The organism is Brachybacterium squillarum M-6-3, assembly GCF_000225825.1.
Classification (GTDB): Bacteria; Actinomycetota; Actinomycetes; order Actinomycetales; family Dermabacteraceae; genus Brachybacterium; species Brachybacterium squillarum.
Genome location: NZ_AGBX01000001.1, coordinates 811,122 through 829,833 on the forward strand (window position 1 = coordinate 811,122; position 18,712 = coordinate 829,833).

General features: G+C 71.8%; 17 protein-coding genes, 1 tRNA gene and 1 pseudogene. 16 read left to right on the forward strand and 3 right to left on the reverse strand.

Annotation, left to right across the window (positions count from 1 at the left end):
- The first annotated feature begins 140 nt into the window (after window positions 1-140).
- The 6 genes from OM98_RS03550 (at window position 141) to rplI (ending at window position 6,718) form a co-directional block, all read left to right on the forward strand.
- The gene (locus OM98_RS03550) at window positions 141-1,619 is read left to right on the forward strand and encodes a CCA tRNA nucleotidyltransferase (RefSeq protein WP_010533199.1); all 1,479 of its coding nucleotides are present in this window, start codon (window positions 141-143) and stop codon (window positions 1,617-1,619) included.
- 372 nt (window positions 1,620-1,991) lie between these two features.
- On the forward strand, window positions 1,992-4,691 hold the full coding sequence (locus tag OM98_RS03555) for a transglycosylase domain-containing protein (protein ID WP_010533200.1): 2,700 nt from the start codon (window positions 1,992-1,994) through the stop codon (window positions 4,689-4,691).
- Between the two features lie 241 nt (window positions 4,692-4,932).
- Window positions 4,933-5,223, forward strand: a complete 291-nt coding sequence (rpsF, locus tag OM98_RS03560; protein WP_010533201.1) for a 30S ribosomal protein S6 — start codon at window positions 4,933-4,935, stop codon at window positions 5,221-5,223.
- Window positions 5,224-5,326: 103 nt separating this feature from the next.
- Window positions 5,327-5,884 (forward strand): single-stranded DNA-binding protein, encoded by a 558-nt coding sequence (locus OM98_RS03565; protein WP_010533202.1) that lies wholly within the window; start codon window positions 5,327-5,329, stop codon window positions 5,882-5,884.
- Window positions 5,885-5,993: 109 nt separating this feature from the next.
- Window positions 5,994-6,230: a 30S ribosomal protein S18 gene (gene rpsR, locus OM98_RS03570; RefSeq protein WP_010533203.1), complete on the forward strand. Its 237-nt coding sequence runs from the start codon at window positions 5,994-5,996 to the stop codon at window positions 6,228-6,230.
- Window positions 6,231-6,247: 17 nt separating this feature from the next.
- Window positions 6,248-6,718, forward strand: a complete 471-nt coding sequence (gene rplI, locus OM98_RS03575; protein ID WP_010533204.1) for a 50S ribosomal protein L9 — start codon at window positions 6,248-6,250, stop codon at window positions 6,716-6,718.
- 240 nt (window positions 6,719-6,958) lie between these two features.
- On the opposite strand, the gene OM98_RS03580 is transcribed toward rplI, so the two are convergent.
- Window positions 6,959-7,810, reverse strand: coding sequence for an endonuclease domain-containing protein (locus OM98_RS03580; protein ID WP_010533205.1), 852 nt, complete (start codon window positions 7,808-7,810; stop codon window positions 6,959-6,961).
- A 286-nt stretch (window positions 7,811-8,096) separates the two neighbouring features.
- On the opposite strand from OM98_RS03580, the gene yczE reads away from it, so the two are divergent.
- The 5 genes and pseudogenes from yczE to OM98_RS14435 all read left to right on the forward strand — a co-directional run bounded on the left by yczE (window position 8,097) and on the right by OM98_RS14435 (window position 12,244).
- Window positions 8,097-8,786, forward strand: coding sequence for a membrane protein YczE (gene yczE / locus OM98_RS03585; RefSeq protein ID WP_010533206.1), 690 nt, complete (start codon window positions 8,097-8,099; stop codon window positions 8,784-8,786).
- A gap of 11 nt (window positions 8,787-8,797) precedes the next feature.
- Window positions 8,798-10,243, forward strand: a complete 1,446-nt coding sequence (locus OM98_RS03590; protein ID WP_010533207.1) for an amino acid permease — start codon at window positions 8,798-8,800, stop codon at window positions 10,241-10,243.
- Window positions 10,244-10,322: 79 nt separating this feature from the next.
- Complete coding sequence (locus tag OM98_RS03595; protein ID WP_010533208.1) at window positions 10,323-10,619, forward strand: ribosomal L7/L12 family protein; 297 nt, start codon at window positions 10,323-10,325, stop codon at window positions 10,617-10,619.
- A gap of 140 nt (window positions 10,620-10,759) precedes the next feature.
- Window positions 10,760-10,843 (forward strand) — tRNA-Leu (locus tag OM98_RS03600).
- Between the two features lie 400 nt (window positions 10,844-11,243).
- Window positions 11,244-12,244: pseudogene (locus OM98_RS14435) on the forward strand (IS481 family transposase).
- A 257-nt stretch (window positions 12,245-12,501) separates the two neighbouring features.
- Here OM98_RS14435 and OM98_RS14695 read toward each other — a convergent pair.
- Window positions 12,502-13,011, reverse strand: a complete 510-nt coding sequence (locus OM98_RS14695; RefSeq protein ID WP_083837680.1) for a GNAT family N-acetyltransferase — start codon at window positions 13,009-13,011, stop codon at window positions 12,502-12,504.
- On the opposite strand from OM98_RS14695, the gene OM98_RS03615 reads away from it, so the two are divergent.
- Both OM98_RS03615 and OM98_RS03620 read left to right on the forward strand, forming a co-directional pair.
- Entirely contained in the window at window positions 12,971-13,864 is an 894-nt protein-coding gene (locus OM98_RS03615) for an aldo/keto reductase (RefSeq protein ID WP_010533212.1), read from the forward strand. The two genes, OM98_RS14695 and OM98_RS03615, sit on opposite strands and share 41 nt — an antisense overlap.
- A 223-nt stretch (window positions 13,865-14,087) precedes the next feature.
- Window positions 14,088-14,375 (forward strand): YrhK family protein, encoded by a 288-nt coding sequence (locus tag OM98_RS03620; RefSeq protein ID WP_010533213.1) that lies wholly within the window; start codon window positions 14,088-14,090, stop codon window positions 14,373-14,375.
- An 18-nt stretch (window positions 14,376-14,393) separates the two neighbouring features.
- On the opposite strand, the gene OM98_RS03625 is transcribed toward OM98_RS03620, so the two are convergent.
- Window positions 14,394-14,942 carry an NYN domain-containing protein gene (locus OM98_RS03625; protein ID WP_010533214.1) on the reverse strand — a complete coding sequence of 183 codons (549 nt, stop codon included), beginning with the start codon at window positions 14,940-14,942 and terminating at the stop codon, window positions 14,394-14,396.
- A gap of 145 nt (window positions 14,943-15,087) precedes the next feature.
- Between OM98_RS03625 and OM98_RS03630 the strand changes: the two genes are divergently transcribed.
- The 3 genes from OM98_RS03630 to OM98_RS03640 all read left to right on the forward strand — a co-directional run bounded on the left by OM98_RS03630 (window position 15,088) and on the right by OM98_RS03640 (window position 18,551).
- Window positions 15,088-16,692 carry a protein adenylyltransferase SelO gene (locus tag OM98_RS03630; protein WP_010533215.1) on the forward strand — a complete coding sequence of 535 codons (1,605 nt, stop codon included), beginning with the start codon at window positions 15,088-15,090 and terminating at the stop codon, window positions 16,690-16,692.
- Between the two features lie 239 nt (window positions 16,693-16,931).
- Window positions 16,932-17,513: a DJ-1/PfpI/YhbO family deglycase/protease gene (locus tag OM98_RS03635; RefSeq protein ID WP_010533216.1), complete on the forward strand. Its 582-nt coding sequence runs from the start codon at window positions 16,932-16,934 to the stop codon at window positions 17,511-17,513.
- Between the two features lie 375 nt (window positions 17,514-17,888).
- Complete coding sequence (locus tag OM98_RS03640) at window positions 17,889-18,551, forward strand: alpha/beta hydrolase (RefSeq protein WP_010533217.1); 663 nt, start codon at window positions 17,889-17,891, stop codon at window positions 18,549-18,551.
- The last annotated feature ends 161 nt before the right edge of the window (window positions 18,552-18,712 follow it).

Sequence of the window (18,712 nt, forward strand, 5' to 3'; positions counted from 1 at the left end):
GGGACACTGTATGCGGCCGCTACCGTAGGGATCGGGGAGGTCACGCCGCCCTCCTCGGGGCTTTTCGGTGGTCTGCGCGACCCTCGTCGCGCCCGATCCGTCCAGCCCGCGCCCCGGCCCCGTTCAGCAAGGACCCCCCCGTGACCGATCCCGCCGCCGAGACCGCCCGTCGTCTGGAGGTCGCCCGCACCCGCGCCACCACCATGTTCGAGGCGCTGCCCGCGGAGGTCCACGACCTGGGGCGCCGCTTCGAGGAGGCCGGCCACGAGCTCGCCCTGGTGGGCGGTCCCGTGCGCGACGCCGTGCTCGGCCGCTCCAGCGCCGACCTCGACTTCACCACCTCCGCCCGGCCCGAGCAGACCGAGGCGATCCTGCGCACCTGGACCCACGACGGCGGCATCTGGGACATGGGCCGGGACTTCGGCACCCTTGGCGGTGTCCGCTCCGGGGTGAAGGTCGAGATCACCACCTACCGCACCGAGTCCTACGACCCCACCAGCCGCAAGCCGCAGGTGGCCTTCGGCGACACGCTCGCCGGGGACCTCTCCCGCCGCGACTTCACCGTCAACGCGATGGCCGTCCGCATCCCCTCGCTGGAGCTCGTCGACCCCTTCGACGGCCTCGGCGACCTCGCCAAGAACGTGCTGCGCACCCCCGTGGAGCCCGAGCAGTCCTTCGACGACGACCCCCTGCGGATGATGCGGGCCGTGCGCTTCGTCTCCCAGCTCGACATGCGCCTCGAGCCCGCGACCGCCGCCGCGATCAGCGACCTGGCCGAGCGGATCACCATCGTCTCCGCCGAGCGGGTGCGCGACGAGCTGGTCAAGCTGCTGCTGGGGATGGCGCCGCGGCGCGCCCTCGAGCTGATGGTGGAGCTGGACCTCGCCGAGCACGTGCTGCCCGAGCTGCCCGCGATGCGGCTGGCGATCGACGAGCACCACCGTCACAAGGACGTCTACGAGCATTCGCTGACGGTGCTGGACCAGGCCATCGACCTGGAGAGCCCCGCCGGCTCCGACGGCCCCTGCGAGGCCCCGGACCTCGTGCTGCGCCTGGCCGCGCTGCTGCACGACATCGGCAAGCCCGCCACCCGCCGCTATGAGGAGGGCGGGGTGGTCACCTTCCGCTTCCACGAGACCGTCGGCGCCCGGATGGCGACCAAGCGGATGAAGGCCCTGGCCTTCGACAAGGACACCACCAAGAAGGTGGCGCGCCTGGTGGAGCTGCACCTGCGCTTCCACGGCTACGCCGACGCCCCCTGGACCGACTCCGCGGTGCGCCGCTACGTCACCGACGCCGGGGACCTGCTGCAGCCGCTGCACCGCCTCACCCGCGCCGACGTCACCACCCGCAACCGGCGCAAGGCCACCGCCCTGTCCCGCGCCTACGACGAGCTCGAGGCGCGCATCGACGAGCTCGCCGCGCAGGAGGAGATCGACCGCATCCGGCCGGACCTGGACGGCAACCGGATCATGGAGCTGCTGGGCATCGGCCCCGGGCGCGAGGTCGGCGAGGCCTACCGCCACCTGCTGGAGCTGCGGATGGAGCACGGCCCCCTCGGTCAGGAGCGGGCCGAGGCGGAGCTGCGGGCCTGGTGGGACGCCCGCTCCGCGGAGTGACGCCGGGCGCGGGCCGCCGAGGGGCACGTCGGACGTGACGGGCGTCGCGGCCCGGTGCCGCCCGGCCGTGGTCCCGCTCACCGCCACGCCGCCCGGCTGCCGGTCGTCCCTGCCCCGGGCCCGCGGGCCGTGTGAGGATCGGGCGCAGGGTGGGTCGTGCGCGGCGGGGACGGATGTGTCCTTTCACGCCGCGCGGTTCCGGGGAACGGGACGACATGCCCATACTGAGAGGTCGCCCGCCACCCCTGGTGTGCGCCTCATCGAGACCTCGAAGGACCAGGAGCAGCAGCCATGAGCGATTCCGGACGCTCGTCCCGCGGTTCGTCGCGCCGATCGAACGGGTCCCAGGGCGGGAACCGTCGGGCGGCCGGTGTGCGTCGCGCCTCGGGATCCTCCTCGCGGAGCCCCCAGGACCCCAGCGCCAAGACCCCCAAGAGCGGATCGAGCTCCTCGGGCGCCTCGAAGGGCAGCAGCCGCACCGGACGTCGCACCGCGGGCGCCGCCGCGGCCGGTGCCGCCTCCGGCAAGGCCTCGTCCGCGAAGAGCTCGCCCGCCAAGGGCTCCGCCGCGAAGAGCTCCGCCACGAGCGGCTCCGGCAGCGCCAAGGCCTCCTCCGGCGCCAAGGGCGGTTCCGGCGCGAAGGGCGGTGGCGCCCGCGCCACGGGCGCCCGCCACGCCTCCCCGGCCCGCAGCGGCGCCGTCGGCTTCGGCAAGAACCGCGCCGTGGCCGCCACCAACTTCCTGAACTACCCCCGCGCCGGCGCCAAGGGCCCCTGGCGCTGGTTCCCCTCCTTGCGCCTGGTCGTCGGCCTGCTGGCCGTGATGATCCTGGCCGGGCTCGGCATGACCGTGTGGCTGTACAACACCACCGACACCCCCGAGCCCTCGGACATCGCCGTCGCCCAGACCTCCCGGGTCTACTTCTCCGACGGCGAGACCGAGATGGGCCACTTCTCGGAGATCAACCGCACCATCATCGATGAGGAAGAGATCCCGCAGAACGTCAAGGACGCGGTCGTGGCCAGCGAGGACTCCAGCTTCTACGAGAACCGCGGCATCTCCCCGCGCGGCATCGTGCGCGCCTTCGTGAACAACCTCGCCGGCGGCGACCGCCAGGGCGGCTCCACCATCACCCAGCAGTACGTGGAGCGGTACTACACCGGCACCACCACGTCCTACGTGGGCAAGGTGAAGGAGATGTTCATGGCGCTGAAGATCGACCAGGAGCTCTCCAAGGACGAGATCCTCGCCCGCTACCTGAACACCATCTACTTCGGCCGCGGCGCGTACGGCATCCAGGAGGCCTCCCAGGCCTACTTCGGCAAGGACGCCTCCGAGCTCACCGACGCCGAGGCCGCCCTGCTGGTGGCCGTGATCCCCGCGCCCTCCTCCTACGACCCCGCCGAGAACCCGGAGCGGGCCGAGGAGCTGTGGCAGCGCGTCATCAACCGGCAGGTCGAGGAGACCGGCACTCTCACGGCCGAGGAGGCCGCGGCGGCCGAGTTCCCCGAGACCATCGAGCCGCACTCCGAGAACACCCTCGGCGGCACCAACGGCTACCTGCTGGACGCCGTGCGCACCGAGCTGATCGCCCAGGGCTACACCGAGGACGACCTCAACACCGGCGGCTACTCCATCGTCTCCACCATCGACGTGGACGTGCAGGAGAACCACGTCAACGCCATCGACGAGGTCGGGGAACGCCCCGAGAACAACCGCGTCGGCACCGTGACCATCGATCCCGAGGACGGCTCGATCCGCGGCATGTACGGCGGCCCCGACTTCGTGGAGCAGTCGATCAACGACGCCACCCAGTCCCGCATGCAGGCCGGCTCGATCTTCAAGAGCTTCACCCTGATCTCTCTGCTGGAGGACGGCTACAGCCTCTACTCCACCTGGGACGGCAACTCCCCGAAGTACTTCCCGGGCTGGACGGTCAACAACTTCAACAACACCGACTACGGCCGGGTGACCCTGCTGCAGGCGACCACCAACTCGATCAACACGGCGTACGCCGAGGCGAACATCGAGAACGGACCCTCCCGCACGATGGAGACCGCGGTCTCCCTGGGCCTGCCCGAGGACACCCCGGGCCTGTCCGACGTGTCCTCCAACGTGCTGGGCTCCGCCTCGCCGACCGTGATGGAGATGGCCGAGGCCTACGCGACCATCGCCGCCGGCGGCGTGCACCACACCCCGCACATCGTCGACTCGATGACCGCCTCCGACGGCTCCACGGAGTACGAGGCCGACTTCGAGGAGAAGCGGGTGCTGGACGAGGGCGTCGCCATCAACGCGACCGTCGCCCTGCAGGGCCCCCCGTCGACGGGCTCCGCTCGTGACCTGGCCACGATCATGGACGGCCGCCCCGTGGCCGGCAAGACCGGCACCTCGGAGAGCTTCAAGTCGGCCTGGTTCGTGGGCTTCACCCCGCAGCTGGTCACCGGCGTGGGCATGTTCCAGCCCTCCGACGACGGCCAGAGCGAGGAGACGCTCACCCCCTGGGGCGGCGAATCCAACATCACCGGCGGCACCTACCCGACCGCGATCTGGGGCTCGATCATGTCGAACTCCCTGGAGGGCGAGGAGTACCTCGAGTTCGCCGACGCGGTGACGCTGGACAACCAGCGCTCCAGCGGCTCCGGCTCCGGCTCCACCCAGACCTCGGAGCCGACGCAGCAGCGGACCACGCAGGCGCCCGAGCCCACCGAGGAGGCCACCACGGAGGAGGAGACCACCGAGGAGACCACCGAGGAGGAGACCACGGAGGAGCCCACCACCGAGGAGGAGACCACCGAGGAGGCCACCACGGAGGAGGAGACCACCGAGGAGGAGGCCACCGAGGAGGAGGCCACCGAGGAGGAGCCGCCCGCCACCGAGGAGGAGGCTCCCGCGGAGGAGGACTCCGGCGGCAACGAGGACTCGGGCGGCAACGAGGACTCGGGCGGCGACGAGGACTCCGGCGGCGGGAACGACTCCGGTGGCGGGGACTCCGGCGGTGAGGACGACGCCGCGGCCGACAGCTCCGGCGGGGACGACTCCGGCGGCGAGCAGGAGACCGGCAACGGCTGATCCCGCCCGCTCCGCGGCGCGAGCCCGGCACCCGACCCCCGTGGTCGGTGCCGGGCTCTCGCGCGTCCTGGGCCTGTGATCCCCGGCGCACGCCCTCGGCCTCCCTGGTCCCGGTCCGGGCCGACCGGTACGCTGGTTCAGTTCGTGTCGGGCACCGCCGGTGTCCCGGCCCGGATGGCATGAACCCTCCTGCCACGGAGAGACCGTGGCCGTTGAGACCACAGGAGGTGGGTACCAGAACATGCGCGCATACGAAATGGTCGTGATCCTCGACCCGTCCGTCGATGAGCGGACCGTCAGCGGGACCTTCGAGAAGCTCGTGCAGGTCGTCCCCAACGAGGGCGGCACCATCGACAACGTCGACGTCTGGGGCAAGCGGAAGTTCGCCTACGAGATCGACAAGAAGGCCGAGGGCATCTACATCGTCCTCACCTTCACCGCGAAGCCGGAGACCGCCCAGGAGCTCGATCGCCAGCTCGGCCTCAACGAGTCCGTGCTGCGCACCAAGCTGATGCGGGTCGACGAGAAGTGATCCGCCCGGACGTGCCCCCGGTCCCCGGCGGCGCGTCCTCCCTCAGCCACCCCGGCCCCGGGGCTGAGACCACCCCTTCCGAGCACGGAGCACAGGAGCACCCATGGCGAATGACACCGTCATCACGGTGATCGGCAACCTCACCGCCGACCCCGAGCTGCGATTCACGCAGTCCGGCGCGGCCGTGGCGTCGTTCACCGTCGCGTCCACCCCCCGCACCTTCGACCGTCAGACGAACGAGTGGAAGGACGGCGAGGCCCTGTTCCTGCGCTGCTCGGTCTGGCGCGACGCCGCCGAGAACGTCGCCGAGTCCCTCGAGAAGGGCGCCCGCGTGATCGTGCAGGGCCGCCTCCAGCAGCGCTCCTACACCGACCGGGACGGCAACAACCGCACGTCGGTGGAGCTGCAGGTCGACGAGGTCGGCCCCTCCCTCCGCTATGCCACCGCGAAGCCCGCCAAGGTGCAGCGCGGCGGGGGCGGCGGTCGCGGCTTCGGCGGCGGCCAGCCCCAGGGCGGCGGCTACAACGGCGGCGGCCAGGGCGGCTACGGCCAGCAGGGCGGTGGCCAGGGCGGCTACAACGGCGGCGGCCAGCAGGGCGGCGCCAGCGCCGACCCGTGGGCCGGCGGCAACCAGGGCGGGTACGACGACCCTCCCTTCTGATCCGCTCCTGACGCCGCGGACGCCGCGGCGTCGCTGAGCAGGATCTGACCTCATCCATTCCATCCCGGGTGCATGCCCGGGCTCCCCTGAAGAAAGAAGGAGCACCACGATGGCCAAGCCTGTTCTTCGTAAGCCGAAGAAGAAGCAGAACCCGCTGAAGGCCGCGGGTCTCGAGACCGTTGACTACAAGGACGCCGCGCTGCTGCGCAAGTTCATCTCCGACCGCGGCAAGATCCGTGCGCGTCGGGTGACCGGTGTGTCCGTGCAGGAGCAGCGCAAGATCGCGAAGGCCGTGAAGAACGCCCGCGAGATCGCCCTGCTGCCCTACTCGACCTCCGGTCGCTGAGCGAGGAAGGGACAGACATGACCACCAAGCTCATCCTCACCCACGAGGTCTCCGGCCTCGGCACCGCCGGTGACGTCGTCGAGGTCAAGGACGGCTACGCCCGCAACTACCTGGTGCCCCGCGGCCTGGCCACCGGCTGGACCAAGGGCGGCCAGCGCCAGCTGGACCAGATCCGCGCCGCCCGCGGCAAGCGCGCCATCTCGAACATCGAGGACGCGCAGTCGCTGAAGGCCAGCCTGGAGTCCAAGCCGGTCGTCATCTCCGAGCGCGCCGGCGACAACGGCCGCCTGTTCGGCGCCGTGACCTCCAAGGAGGTCGCCGAGGGCGTCAAGGACATGTTCGGCAGCGACATCGATCGCCGCGCCGTGGAGTTCCCCGCGCCGGTCAAGGCGCTGGGCGAGCACAAGGTCACCGTGCGCCTGCACGAGGACATCCACGCGAACCTGGTCCTCCAGGTCGTCGCCGCGAAGGGCTCCGCCAAGGCCTGATCGACGTGCTGCGAGCCTGCGAGCGGCAGGAGATCAGGCAGTCCAGCACCGCCTGATCGACGTGCCGCGAGCCTGCGAGCGCCCCGCGCCTGCTGAGGTGCGGGGCGCCTTGCTGTTCTGCAGGTTGCTGTTCTGCAGGGTCCCGTGCACAAACCTGGCTGTGGTGGTAGGCAGCCTGCAAATGTGCAGGGTGCCTACCACCACAGCCAGGTCTGTGTACACGGTCCTGTGCCGCGACGGTCACCGAGGCTGCGCTGCTCGTTGTCGTCGGGGCACGCGGTGCTCCTCGCGTCGGATCAGATCGCGAAGGAGAGACCTGGTCTCCGGCCAGCGCAACATGACGTCTTCCCAGGTCAGGCGGATCACGACGTAACCGAGGCGGATGAGCCTCTGGTCCCGCCTGCGATCGGCCGCGTAGCGAGGCAGCGCGGTGTGGTGGGCGACGCTGTCGCATTCGATGATGAGGCGTTCTCCGACCAGCATGTCCGTGCGACCCACCCCGGGGACGAACCATTGCGGTCGCACGGTGACGCCCGCACGGCGCAGGTCTCGAATAACCACGGATTCCGTGGCCGACTCGGCAAGTGCCTCGATGCGCACGAGCGGCTGGCGAACTCGGCGGGGAAGCGAGTCGATCCACTCCTCGAGTTCCGCGCGTTCCAGCAGGCCGAGGTGCGCGACGGAATCGGCCACGATCCCAAGCCCGGCCGGTTCGATGCAACGGGCCGCGTGGACGAGAGCCAGCCCGAGCGGAACCACGGGCTCTCCATCGGGCCACGACGCCAGCGGGGTGTGCGGGACGACGCCGGGCGGTATGGCCATGGCGGTGTCTTGCCGGGCGACGGCGTGGGTGCCGTGGGTGAGGGGGATCTGGGCGCCGTGGAGCTGGAGGGCGTCGAGGCAGGTCAGGCGCATGCCTGCGTCGAGGGCCGTGCGGGCGGCCGGTGGCGTCTGCGGGGTGCCGAGCCAGCTGCGGCCCAGCGGGATGACGGTGCCGTTCTCGATCATCGCGGTGATCTCGCGGCGGCTGTGGCCGAGCGCGGCGAGCTCCGCGCGGGTGCCGACGTGGAGGAGCTCGCGAGGGGTGGGCATGCTCCACCGTCGGGGAGTCGCTTCCCGAGCTCCCTCTCCGCCCGCAAGGATGTGGACGCGAGGGCGATGGGGAGGACCCGCTAGGCCGGCCCTGCGGCCCCGCGGCCCTGTGGGGGCGAGCGGGCTGCCCGCGGGCCGGCGCTTCGGGCAACGCTCACGACCCCCGAGGGGGGCGGAAGGGCCGTGCAACGCGAGCGGCATGTGACGTGGGTGCTCCGACCGACGTGGCTGAGCGCGGAGATGTGACAGCGGGCTGGCCATCGCCCCCCGGGGCCAGCATGGGCCGGTGCCCTCCTCCCTGCAGAACGTCTCTCTGCGCCGCCAGCTCACCCTGGACCGGCTGCCGCTGCGCCTGGCCACCCTGATGATCGGCCTGACCGGCTTCGGGGCCGGCCTGGCGATGATCATCCGGGCCGGCCTCGGCGCTGCCCCCTGGGACGTGCTCTCCGTGGCGCTGGGCTACCTGACCGGCCTCGCCGTCGGCACCCTCACCATCCTCACCAGCTTCGTGGTGCTGCTGGCCTGGATCCCGCTGCGCCAGCAGCCCGGCATCGGCACCTTCGCCAACGCGATCTGGGTGGGCGTCTCGATGGACCTCACCCTCCTCGTGCTCCAGGAGGCGGACGGCCTGCTGCCGGGCCTCGCGCTGCTCCTCGGCGGCCTGCTGCTGAACGCCGTCGCCGACGCGGTGTACATCGGGGCGCAGCTCGGCCCCGGGCCACGCGACGGTCTGATGACCGGCATCCACCACCGCTTCGGCCTGCCCATCGGCCCGGTCCGGGCCGTCATCGAGATCAGCGTGCTGGCGCTGGGATGGGTCCTCGGCGGCCCCGTCGGCCTGGGCACCGTGCTGTACGCGCTCGGCATCGGCCCGATCGTGCACCTGGTGCTGCCGTGGGTGACCATCCCGATCCGCGCCGGCGAGCGACCGGACGCGATCCCCGAGAGTGCCGTGGGCGCGCCCCGCGACGTCTAGAATCCCGCAGGGTGAGCACTCCCTCCTCGACCCGCACCACTCCGGGCGCCCCCGGCCCGGACGACCACACCCTCGCCCGCTCCCTCGGGCACGGCCAGATGGCCATGATCGCGATGGGCTCGGCGCTCGGCACCGGCCTGTTCCTCGGCTCCGGCGAGGCCATCGGCATCGCCGGCCCCGCCGTCATCGTCTCCTTCGCGATCGGCGCCCTGATCGCCGCGACCGTCGCCCTGGCGATGGGCGAGATGGCCTCCCGGCACCCCGTGCGCGGCGGCTTCGGCACCCTGGCTGCGCACTACCTCTCGCCGTTCTGGGGCTACCTCTCCCGCTGGCTGTACTGGATCGTCACCATCGCCGTGACCGGCGCCGAACTGGTGGCCTGCGCCGCCTACCTCTCCTACTGGTTCCCCGCCGTGCCCATCTGGGCCGGGATCCTGCTGTTCGCGGCCCTGATCATCGGCATCAACCTGGCCAGCGTCGGCTCCTTCGGCGTCATCGAGTTCGCGCTGTCCTCCATCAAGGTGGTCGCGGTGCTCGTGTTCATCCTGATCGGAGCGTTCCTGGTGATCTTCGGACTGCCCTCGGCGCCCGCCCCGGGCCTCAGCGCCCTCACCGCCGACGGGGGCTTCGCCCCGATGGGCTGGGCGCCGGTGTGGGTGGCGCTGTCCGTCGTGATGTTCTCCTTCGGCGGCATCGAGCTGCTGTCCATCACCGCCGCCGAGGCGAAGGACCCGGCCACCTCGATCCGCACCGCCGCCCGCACCACCGTGGTGCGCCTGGCTTTCTTCTACGTGCTGTGCATCGGCATCGTGCTGTGCCTGGTGCCGTGGCGCGACGCCGCCTCCACCGGGGAGGACGTCGCCACCTCGCCCTTCGTGATGGTCTTCGACCGCATCGGCATCCCCGGCGCTGCGAACATCACGAACCTGCTGGTCATGGTCGCCGCGCTGTCCGCCGCGAACGCCAACCTGTACGCCGGCAGCCGGATGCTGCACTCCCTGGCCTCGGACCGGCTCGCCCCGCGCGTCTTCTCCGCCACGACCCGTCGCAAGGTGCCCTTCGTGGGCATCGCCGCCAGCTCCGTGGGCATCCTCGGCGCCGCCGTGCTGGCCTTCAGCGGCGTGGGCGGCGTGTTCGGCTACATGATGAGCCTCGTGGTGTTCGCGGTGCTCTCGGTGTGGGTGCTGATCCTGGCGACCTACATCGCCTTCCGTCGCTCCGGCATCGAGGGCGCGACCTTCCGCATGCCCGGCGGCATCGCCTCCGCGGTGGTCGGACTTATCGGCCTGGTCTCGATCTTCGGCACCATCGTGGTCCGGGAGAGCATGCAGCTCGCGGCGATGGTGGGGGTGCCGGCGATCCTGCTGGCCGCGGTGCTGTACGCGGCGGTGGCGCGCCATCGCATCGACCGCGGCGAGATCGAGCGGTCCTTCGCCGAGGCCGACAGCATGCGCTGATCCGATCCGTACCGACGCGGGGCGGGGAGCGACGATGGTCGCTCCCCGCCCCGCGTGCCGTCCCCGTAGGCTCGTCGTCGTGTTCGGCAGCGCTCGACGACAGGATCAGGAGCGCATCGAGGCCCTGCAGCGGCAGGTGCGGGAGCTCGAGGGGCTGGTGGGGGAGCTCTCCCGGCGGGCGGGCGTCGGCCCCGCCGAGCTGCACGTGCTGCGCGGGCAGACGGTCCCGTCCGGCATCACCTCCGCGATCCAGGACCTCGTCGCCCGGGGGAAGGTCATCGAGGCGATCAAGGAGTACCGCAGCGAGACGGGCGCGGGTCTCAAGGAGGCCAAGGACGCGATCGACGCCTACCGCGAGGGAGGCGGCCTGCGCTGACACCCCGCGCGGGCGTGGACGGACGATGATGACGTGGTGTGCGTCATGTGGCAGCGCGTGAAGTTGGGGCGGGCGGTGACCCGGGGGTACGCTTGGAGGACCTTCGGCGTTGGTGTGTACACTCCCGGTGTCGAAGCCACGCGCGAGTGGCGGAATAGGCAGACGCGCACGGTTCAGGTCCGTGTGCCCGAAAGGGCGTGGGGGTTCAACTCCCCCCTCGCGCACGCGGGGTGTTTCACGAAAGTGGGACACTTGATTTCACGAAACTCCCCATCCGACGTCTTGTCGGGTGGGGGTTTCTTGTTTCAGGCCCCGACACCGGGGCTAGGACCGGCTGCCGAGCCCTCCGCCCCGCTTCCAGGGGCGCGCTTCGACACCCACGTAGCCAGCGATAGCAGTGATTAGCCCCTGTCCGGGGTTATCCGAGCAGGGGCCAGCCACTTTGGGCGCAACGGCTACTTCTTCATCATTCAGGCGCCAGGGATGCCGACGGCCCATTCCTCGTCGCCTGGTGTTGCGGGTCATGACGTTGTGGTCACCGGGGCAGGGATAGAAGGAACGGGCCCCTGACCGGCACGATGGGTGGTGCTGAAGCCATGCATCTGCTGGGAGGAGACCCGTTCCATGCACCACCGTAATGCCCCGCTCACGATCGTCGGAAGACAGCGCGCGATCACCCAGGTCCTCGACCATGACCGCCCGATCGCGCACGTCGCCTCGGAATTCCGGATCGCCCGCTCGACCCTCTCGAAATGGGTCGCCCGCTACCGCGCCCAGGGAGAGGCCGGCCTCGCTGACCGCTCCAGCGCTCCCGCCCATCGCCCGACCCGCCTGCCGGGATGGGTGATCGAGACGATCGAGCAGTGGCGGCGGGAGAAGAAGTGGTCGGCACGCCGGATCGCCCGGGAACTCGCCGACCGCCACGGCATGAGCTGCGCGGTTCGCACGATCACGCGCTGGCTGGATCGGCTGGGCCTGAACCGGATCCGGGACATCACCTCGGACGGCGAAGACCTCCGGGTGCCCGGGAAGATCATCGCCCGCTACCCGGGCCACATGGTCCACATGGACGTGAAGAAGGTCGGGAAGCTTCGTGACGGGGGCGGCTGGTGGGCACACGGTCGCGGCTCCGCCCAGGACCGGAAGAAGCACGGCCAGCGGGTCGGCTACACCTGCCTGCACTCGATGACCGACGGGTTCTCCCGTCTGGCCTACACCGAGGCCCTGGAGGACGAGAAGGCCCTCACCACGATCGGGTTCTTCCACCGGGCGAGGGAGTTCTTCGCGGCGCACGGGATCACGAGGATCTCTCGGCTGGTCACGGACAACGGCGCGAACTACACCTCGGCCTCGTTCACCAGCTCGACCAGGGCATTCGTTACCCGGACCAGCGGATCCGGCCCTACACGCCCCGCCACAACGGGAAGGTCGAGCGCTACCAGCGCCTGCTGGCCGACGAGTGCCTCTACGCTCGCGCCTACACCTCCGAGACCGAGCGGCGGGACGCGATCGGGGTCTGGGTCCACCACTACAACTACCATCGGCCCCACACCGCCTGCGGCGATCAGCCCCCAGCCACCCGAGTCCACACCCGCGTCGACAACGTCATGACCTCATACAGCTAGGCACGCAATGATGGCGGCGATCTCCTCGGGCCAGCCCATGCGACTCAGCACAACGCCAGAGACCACTCCCTCCCCAGCAGTCAAGCAGGTGTACAAAATCTTCACCACCCGTGTACACGCGTTGGCTGGAGCACCGGCGTTTGCCCTGGTCAGCGAGTTTCGTGGAACACCCACGCGTGAGCAGGCATGATTGCCCCCGTCCCGGGAAGCCGGGGCGGGGGTTTCGTCATGCCCGGGGTTGCTCCTACGTGCCGAGCTCAGCCGTGGTCGGCCGGGGGCTGCGGCCGCCGGAGCAGCAGCAGCCGCGCCGGGGTCCCGTCCTCGTGGCGGTCCGTCGTGGAGAGGAACTCCCCGACGCGGGGGGACCCCGCCTTCTCCGCGACCCGCAACGAGGCCGGGTTATCGGGGTCGATGCGCAGGATCGCGGCCCGACCCGCGCCGGTCCGGGCGAGATTTTTGACCAGCAGTCCCACCGCGGCGACGGCCACCCCGCGGCCGCGTGCTCGGGCGTGCACGGCGTAGGTGAGGTTGACGTCCCCCGGGACGGTGCCGTCGGTGATCTCGGGCTCGTCATCGGCGTACCCGACCAGGTCCTCGCCCTCCCACAGCCCGAAGGCCCGCTTGCCGTGCGCGGCCTCCGCCGCGCGAGCCAGGCCACGCACGTACTCCCGGGTGCCGGCGACGGTGCTTCGATGGGGGCAACCCCGACATCGGGAGGAGGAGCCCATGAGCTCCCTCGATCTGACCCTGAACAACGGCGTCACCATGCCCGCCCTCGGCCTCGGCGTGTTCCAGTCCAGCCCCGAGGACACCGTGACCGCCGTCGAGGCGGCGCTGCGCGCCGGCTACCGCCACATCGACACCGCCGCCGCCTACGGCAACGAGGCGCAGGTCGGCGAGGGCCTGCGCCGCTCCGGCGTGCCCCGCGAGGAGGTGTTCCTGGAGACCAAGGTGTGGGTGAGCGACTACGGGTACGAGCAGACCCTGCATGCCTTCGAGAAGGCCGCCGCGAAGCTGGGTGTGGAGCAGATCGACCTGCTGATCCTGCACCAGCCCGGCAAGCCCGAGCGCTTCGAGGAGACGCTGGACGCCTACCGCGCCCTGGAGAAGCTGCTGGAGGACGGCACCGTGCGTGCCATCGGCGTCAGCAACTTCATGCCCCACCACCTGGAGCGGCTGCTCGCCGAGACCGCCGTCGTGCCCGCCGTGAACCAGATCGAGCTGCACCCCTTCTTCCAGCAGCGCGATGTGCAGGGGGCCGACGCGACGGCCGGCATCATCACCCAGGCCTGGTCGCCCATCGGCGGCATCACCTTCTACCCGGGCTTCGAGAACGAGCACCGCAGCGCCCTGGAGGATCCGACCCTGGTCGAGGTCGGCGAGGCGCACGGGAAGTCCCCGGCGCAGGTGATGCTGCGCTGGCACCTGCAGCAGGGCCGCTCCGCGATCCCCAAGTCCGTCACCCCCTCCCGCATCGGGGCCAACTACGACATGTTCGGCTTCGAGCTGTCGGAGGAGGAGCTGGCCCGCATCGACGCCCTGGAGACCGGGGTGCGCGGTGGGCCCGTGCCCGACGAGGCGCCCGATGCCTGTTACGGCGTCGAGATCCCGGAGGCCTGAACCGATGACGACTCCGTCCCCGCTCGCGGTGCTGCTGGTCGGCGGCACCGGCAGCGTCGGTCGCCACGCCACGCCACGCCACGCCACGCCGCGGCCCGCGCCCTGGCCCATGGCCACAGGTCCGTGTCCTCACCCGGGACGCCTCCCGCGCCCGTCCGCCGTGCGGGCCGCGTGGCCGAGTAGCGTGCCACGCCGGAACGCCCGATCCCAAGGAGTCAGCACCGTGCCCACTGCCCGCCATGAGGACAACGCCCTCGACATCCGCCTCGGCCATGAGGAGGTGGTGATCTCCCAGCGCTACGAGGTCGCGAGCATCGTCAACGACATCCTCATCGCGGTCTGGTTCCTCGTCGGTTCGATCCTGTTCTTCTCCCCGGAGACGACGACGGCCGGCACGGTGCTGTTCGTGATCGGCAGCGTGCAGATGATGATCCGCCCCACGATCCGCCTGGCGCGACGGGTGCATCTGCAGCGCGTGGGGAACGGCACCGCGCACCAGATGGACTTCTGACCGCGCGAATGCCTCGGCTCAGAGGAACTCGAAGGGATCGAACTCGTCGATCTCGATGATCCGCACCCGCGGCAGCGGGCTGGTGAAGGCGGCGACGTCGAACTCGAGGTCGAAGAACTCCAGGTTCGGGATGGCCCGCAGGTCCGAGGCGATGAACTCCTGGAAGCCGACCAGGCCGACACGGCGGTCGGGGTCCTCGGCCAGCTGCGCCATCTGCGGGGCGAAGTCCCGGTCGTGGCTGACCAGCATCACGTCTGCCTCGCGGGTGGCCAGGGCCTCCGCGGTGCGCTGGATCGCGATGTCCACGACCTTGCCCTCGCCGCGCAGCGGGATCGCCTTGTAGCCCAGCGCGATCAGCGCCTGCACGAAGGTGACGGGCAGCGACTCGCCGACGGCCAGGAAGAACAGCCCGTTCACGGGCTGGCTCCACGCCTCCTCCGCGTGCTGGAGCAGCTTGTTCCAGCGCGGCCGCTCCTCCGAGTGGGGACGACGGCCGAGCACGGACACCCCGAGGGTGGCGTCGATGTTCTCCCCATCGACCAGGAGGTAGGTGGAGCGCGTGGTCATCGCTCCAGGCTACGGGCCTGCCCGCGGGAGCGCCCCCAGGTTCGCGCGGCGGGGGAGGATCGGTGCCAGGTCGTGACCCGGGTCAGGGGTCGCGCCCATGACCTGGTGCCCCGCGGCCCGCGCGCGGCGGCGGTAGCGTGGGCGGATGGATGCCCACCCGGATCCCCTGGCCTCGGACGACGATGCCCCGGTGCCCGGCCCCGTCCTGCACCAGGGCTACGCCGCGGCGGTGCCGGAGCTGTCCCTCCCCATCGCCGCCGCCGAACCGCCCGCCCCGGCGATCGCCTGGCTGAACGAGGAGCTGGCCCGGGAGCTCGGCTACGACCCCGCCTGGCTGCGCGGCCCCGCGGGGATCTCCCTGCTGACGGGCCGGGTCGACGCCCAGGGCCGCCCGCTGTCCGACGAGGCCGAGACCCCCGCCGAGCCCTTCACCACCGCCCAGGCCTACGCCGGTCACCAGTTCGGCCGGCCCAATCCGCAGCTCGGCGACGGCCGCGCCCTGCTGCTCGGCGACCTGCTCGACACCCACGGACAGCGCCGCGACCTGCACCTCAAGGGCTCCGGCCGCACCCCCTTCGCCCGCGCCGCCGACGGCAAGGCGCCGCTGGGCCCGATGCTGCGCGAGGCCGTGATCGGCGAGGCCATGCACGCCGCCGGCATCCCCACCACCCGCGCGCTCGCCGTGCTCACCACCCGGGAGCGGATCGCCCCGCGCCGCGGCGTCACCCCCGAGCCCGGTGCCCTGCTGGTCCGGGTCGCCGCCAGCCACCTGCGGGTCGGCACCGTGCAGTTCGCGGCCTGGCACCACGACCGGGACGTGCGCGAGGCCCTCTTGGCTCACACCCTGGAGCGCCACCACCCCGCGGCGGCGGGGGCCCAGAACCCGGCGCTGGCCCTGCTCACCGCGGTGCGCGACGCCCAGGCGGAGCTGGTGGCCGCCTGGATGGGCGCCGGCTTCGTCCACGGCGTGATGAACACCGACAACATGACGCTCTCCGGCGAGGGCATCGACTACGGACCCTGCGCCTACCTCGACCGGCACCGCCCCGGCGCCGTGTTCAGCTCCATCGACGCGCAGGGCCGCTACGCCTACGCCAACCAGCCCGGCATCGCCCTGTGGAACCTGTCGCGGCTGGGGGAGGCCCTGCTCGACCTCATCGACGCCGAGGACCCCGAGTCCGCGGTCGCCCGGGCCACCGCGGTGCTGGAGGGCTTCGAGCCCCGCTATCGCGAGGCCTTCGCCGCGGTGATGGCCTGCAAGCTCGGCATCCCCCTGCACCGTCCCGAGGCCGGCGCCGAGGTGGAGGTGCTCACCGCGGACCTGTTCGCCCTGATGGAGGCGCACGGCCTGGACCACACCGGCACCTTCCGCACCCTCACCGACGACGGCGCCGACGGGGTGCGAGCCCTCGTCAGCGCCGCGGCAGGAGATGCGTCTGCGGCCGGGGGCGCGAGCGACCTGGAGGCGTGGCTGGACCGGTGGGAGGCGCTGCGCGAGAGGACCGGGGTGGGGCGCGACCCCGGCCTCCACGCCCACCTGCAGGCGGAGATGGAGCAGGCGAACCCGCGGGTGATCCCCCGCAACCAGCACCTGGAGGCGGTGCTGAGGGCGGCCGAGCTGGGCGACCTCGCGCCCGTCCACGCCTTCCTCGAGGCGGTCCGCCGCCCCGGAAAGGTGCCGCCCGACCACCCCGAGTGGATCGGCCCCGGCGAGGGCGGCGAGGACTTCCTGACCTTCTGCGGCACCTGAGCCGGAGCGCCCGGACCAGGATCGGACCGCCCGGTCGCGGCCGGCCCCGCAGCGCGCCCGACTCGACCCCATCCGTGGAGGTCCCGGCCGGTTTTCCCTCGACCTCCGGGTCCGGCGCGGTGTTACGGTCGGCGGGACGGCGACGCCATCGGCCCCGCCCCACGCCCACCCCGCGAGGACAGGACCCGCGAGGGCACCGAGGATCCGCGTCGCCCCACCCGCGCGAGAAGGAGGACGCCATGACCGCTCCCACCACCGAGACCAACCCGACCGGACCCCTGCAGGGCCGCCGCGTGCTGGTGCTCAGCAGCAACTCCGGCGCCGAGGCCGCCGAGATCAGCCGCCCCATCGAGGAGCTCCGCGCCGCCGGCGCCACCGTCACGGTCGCCGCCCCCGAGACCGGTGTGGTCACCACCCTGGTGCTCGACGCCGACCCCGGCCCCGAGGTGCCCGTGGACACCACCCACGACAGCATCGACCCCGCTGAGGTCGACGCCCTGGTGCTGCCCGGCGGCACCCTGAACGCCGACCAGCTGCGCGCCGACGACACCGCCCGCGCGATCACCCAGGCCGTCGCCGCCGCCGGCAAGCCCGTCGCCGCGATCTGCCACGCCCCCTGGCTGCTGGTGGACACCGGCCTCGCCGAGGGTGCCCGGCTCACGTCCGTGCCCACCATCCGCCCCGACCTGGTCAACGCCGGGGCCGCCTGGGAGGACGCCGAGGTGATCGTGGACGACTCCCGCGGCTACCGCCTGATCACCTCCCGCACCCCCGATGACCTGGACGCCTTCATCGGCGCGATCACCGACGCCCTCGCCTGAGCGGCGCCGCTCCGGCCCCGCGTCCGCCCCGGGAGAAAATCCGTTGCCCTCGCAGGGCCGGAGTCCTACGGTGGTGGCACACAGGAAAGGAGGTGGTCCGACCAGTGAAGTCTTCTCGGACATGTGAGGTGGCTCGCCGCTGAGGCGACCATCGGCCTGACCCGCTGCTGCGGGCCCCAGATCGACGGACCCGCAGCGAATCCCACCGAGCTGCCGGAACCCGCAGGGGTCGGACCTCGTCCATCCGACATGCGCCCCGCGCACCCTGCGGGTTCTTCCCTGCCCGGACGCCCGCGCCCGGGCCGGTGAATGGCCCCGGGTGAGAGAGGCGGTCGGTGGCCTCGCACGCAGCCGGCGGGGATAGCGTGTGGGGGTATGAGCACCCCCGCCACACCCCCGATCGAGCTGATCGCCCCCCGGATCGACCCCGTCGCCGTGGTCGACCTCGGCAACCAGGCCCCCGGCGCCCCGATCGTGCTGCTGCTGCACGGCGTCGGCTCCCACGAACGCGACCTCTCCGAGCTGGTACCCCTGCTGCCGCCCGAGTACCGCTACCTCTCGCTGCGCGGCACCCACCGCTACGGCCCCGGATACGCCTGGCTCGAGCACCCCCTCGACCCCGAGCACCCCGAGTCGCTGCAGACCTCCGCCGCAGCCGTCGAGGAGTTCATCGCCGCGCAGGACGCCCCGGTCGCCGGCGCGATCGGCTTCTCCCAGGGCGGCATCCTCGGCCTGCAGCTGCTGCGCCGAGACCCCGAGGCGCTGGGCTGGCTGGTGCAGCTCTCCGGCGCCCCCTTCCCCGCCCCCATGCCGGGCGATGCCGCGCTCGCCGAGGCGCGACCCCCGGTGCTGTGGGGCCACGGCGGCATGGACCCCCTGTTCGGCCCGGACCGCGAGGACGCCGTGCGGGACTTCCTGCGCGCCCACACCGCGGTCGAGGAGGTGCGCCGACCGAGCCTCGGCCACGGCGTCGACCAGGTGGAGATCGAGCAGGTCGCGGCGTTCCTGCGGCGCCGGCTCAGGGAGGCCGGGACCTGATCCCCGCCCCCGCACCCGCCCCGCAGCGGTGACCGTCCCGCCCGGTGCGCCCGGCCGTGGCCGATCGCATATCCCCCGGAAGCGGCACCCCCTGCCACCACCCCGGGACGGGTTGTATTCTCTCCCCATTCCGCCCCCGAGAGCCGGGGCCGGCACGAGGA

Excerpts from the sequence above, each read along its gene's own strand:
- OM98_RS03580 (WP_010533205.1), bottom strand. The coding sequence starts at position 7,810 with ATGCCCACCCCTCGCGAGCTCCTCCACGTCGGCACCCGCGCGGAGCTC.
- rpsR (WP_010533203.1), top strand. The coding sequence starts at position 5,994 with ATGGCCAAGCCTGTTCTTCGTAAGCCGAAGAAGAAGCAGAACCCGCTG.
- OM98_RS03630 (WP_010533215.1), top strand. The coding sequence starts at position 15,088 with ATGGATGCCCACCCGGATCCCCTGGCCTCGGACGACGATGCCCCGGTG.
- OM98_RS03615 (WP_010533212.1), top strand. The coding sequence starts at position 12,971 with ATGAGCTCCCTCGATCTGACCCTGAACAACGGCGTCACCATGCCCGCC.
- OM98_RS03640 (WP_010533217.1), top strand. The coding sequence starts at position 17,889 with ATGAGCACCCCCGCCACACCCCCGATCGAGCTGATCGCCCCCCGGATC.
- OM98_RS03625 (WP_010533214.1), bottom strand. The coding sequence starts at position 14,942 with ATGACCACGCGCTCCACCTACCTCCTGGTCGATGGGGAGAACATCGAC.
- rpsF (WP_010533201.1), top strand. The coding sequence starts at position 4,933 with ATGCGCGCATACGAAATGGTCGTGATCCTCGACCCGTCCGTCGATGAG.
- rplI (WP_010533204.1), top strand. The coding sequence starts at position 6,248 with ATGACCACCAAGCTCATCCTCACCCACGAGGTCTCCGGCCTCGGCACC.
- OM98_RS14695 (WP_083837680.1), bottom strand. The coding sequence starts at position 13,011 with ATGGTGACGCCGTTGTTCAGGGTCAGATCGAGGGAGCTCATGGGCTCC.
- OM98_RS03565 (WP_010533202.1), top strand. The coding sequence starts at position 5,327 with ATGGCGAATGACACCGTCATCACGGTGATCGGCAACCTCACCGCCGAC.
- OM98_RS03635 (WP_010533216.1), top strand. The coding sequence starts at position 16,932 with ATGACCGCTCCCACCACCGAGACCAACCCGACCGGACCCCTGCAGGGC.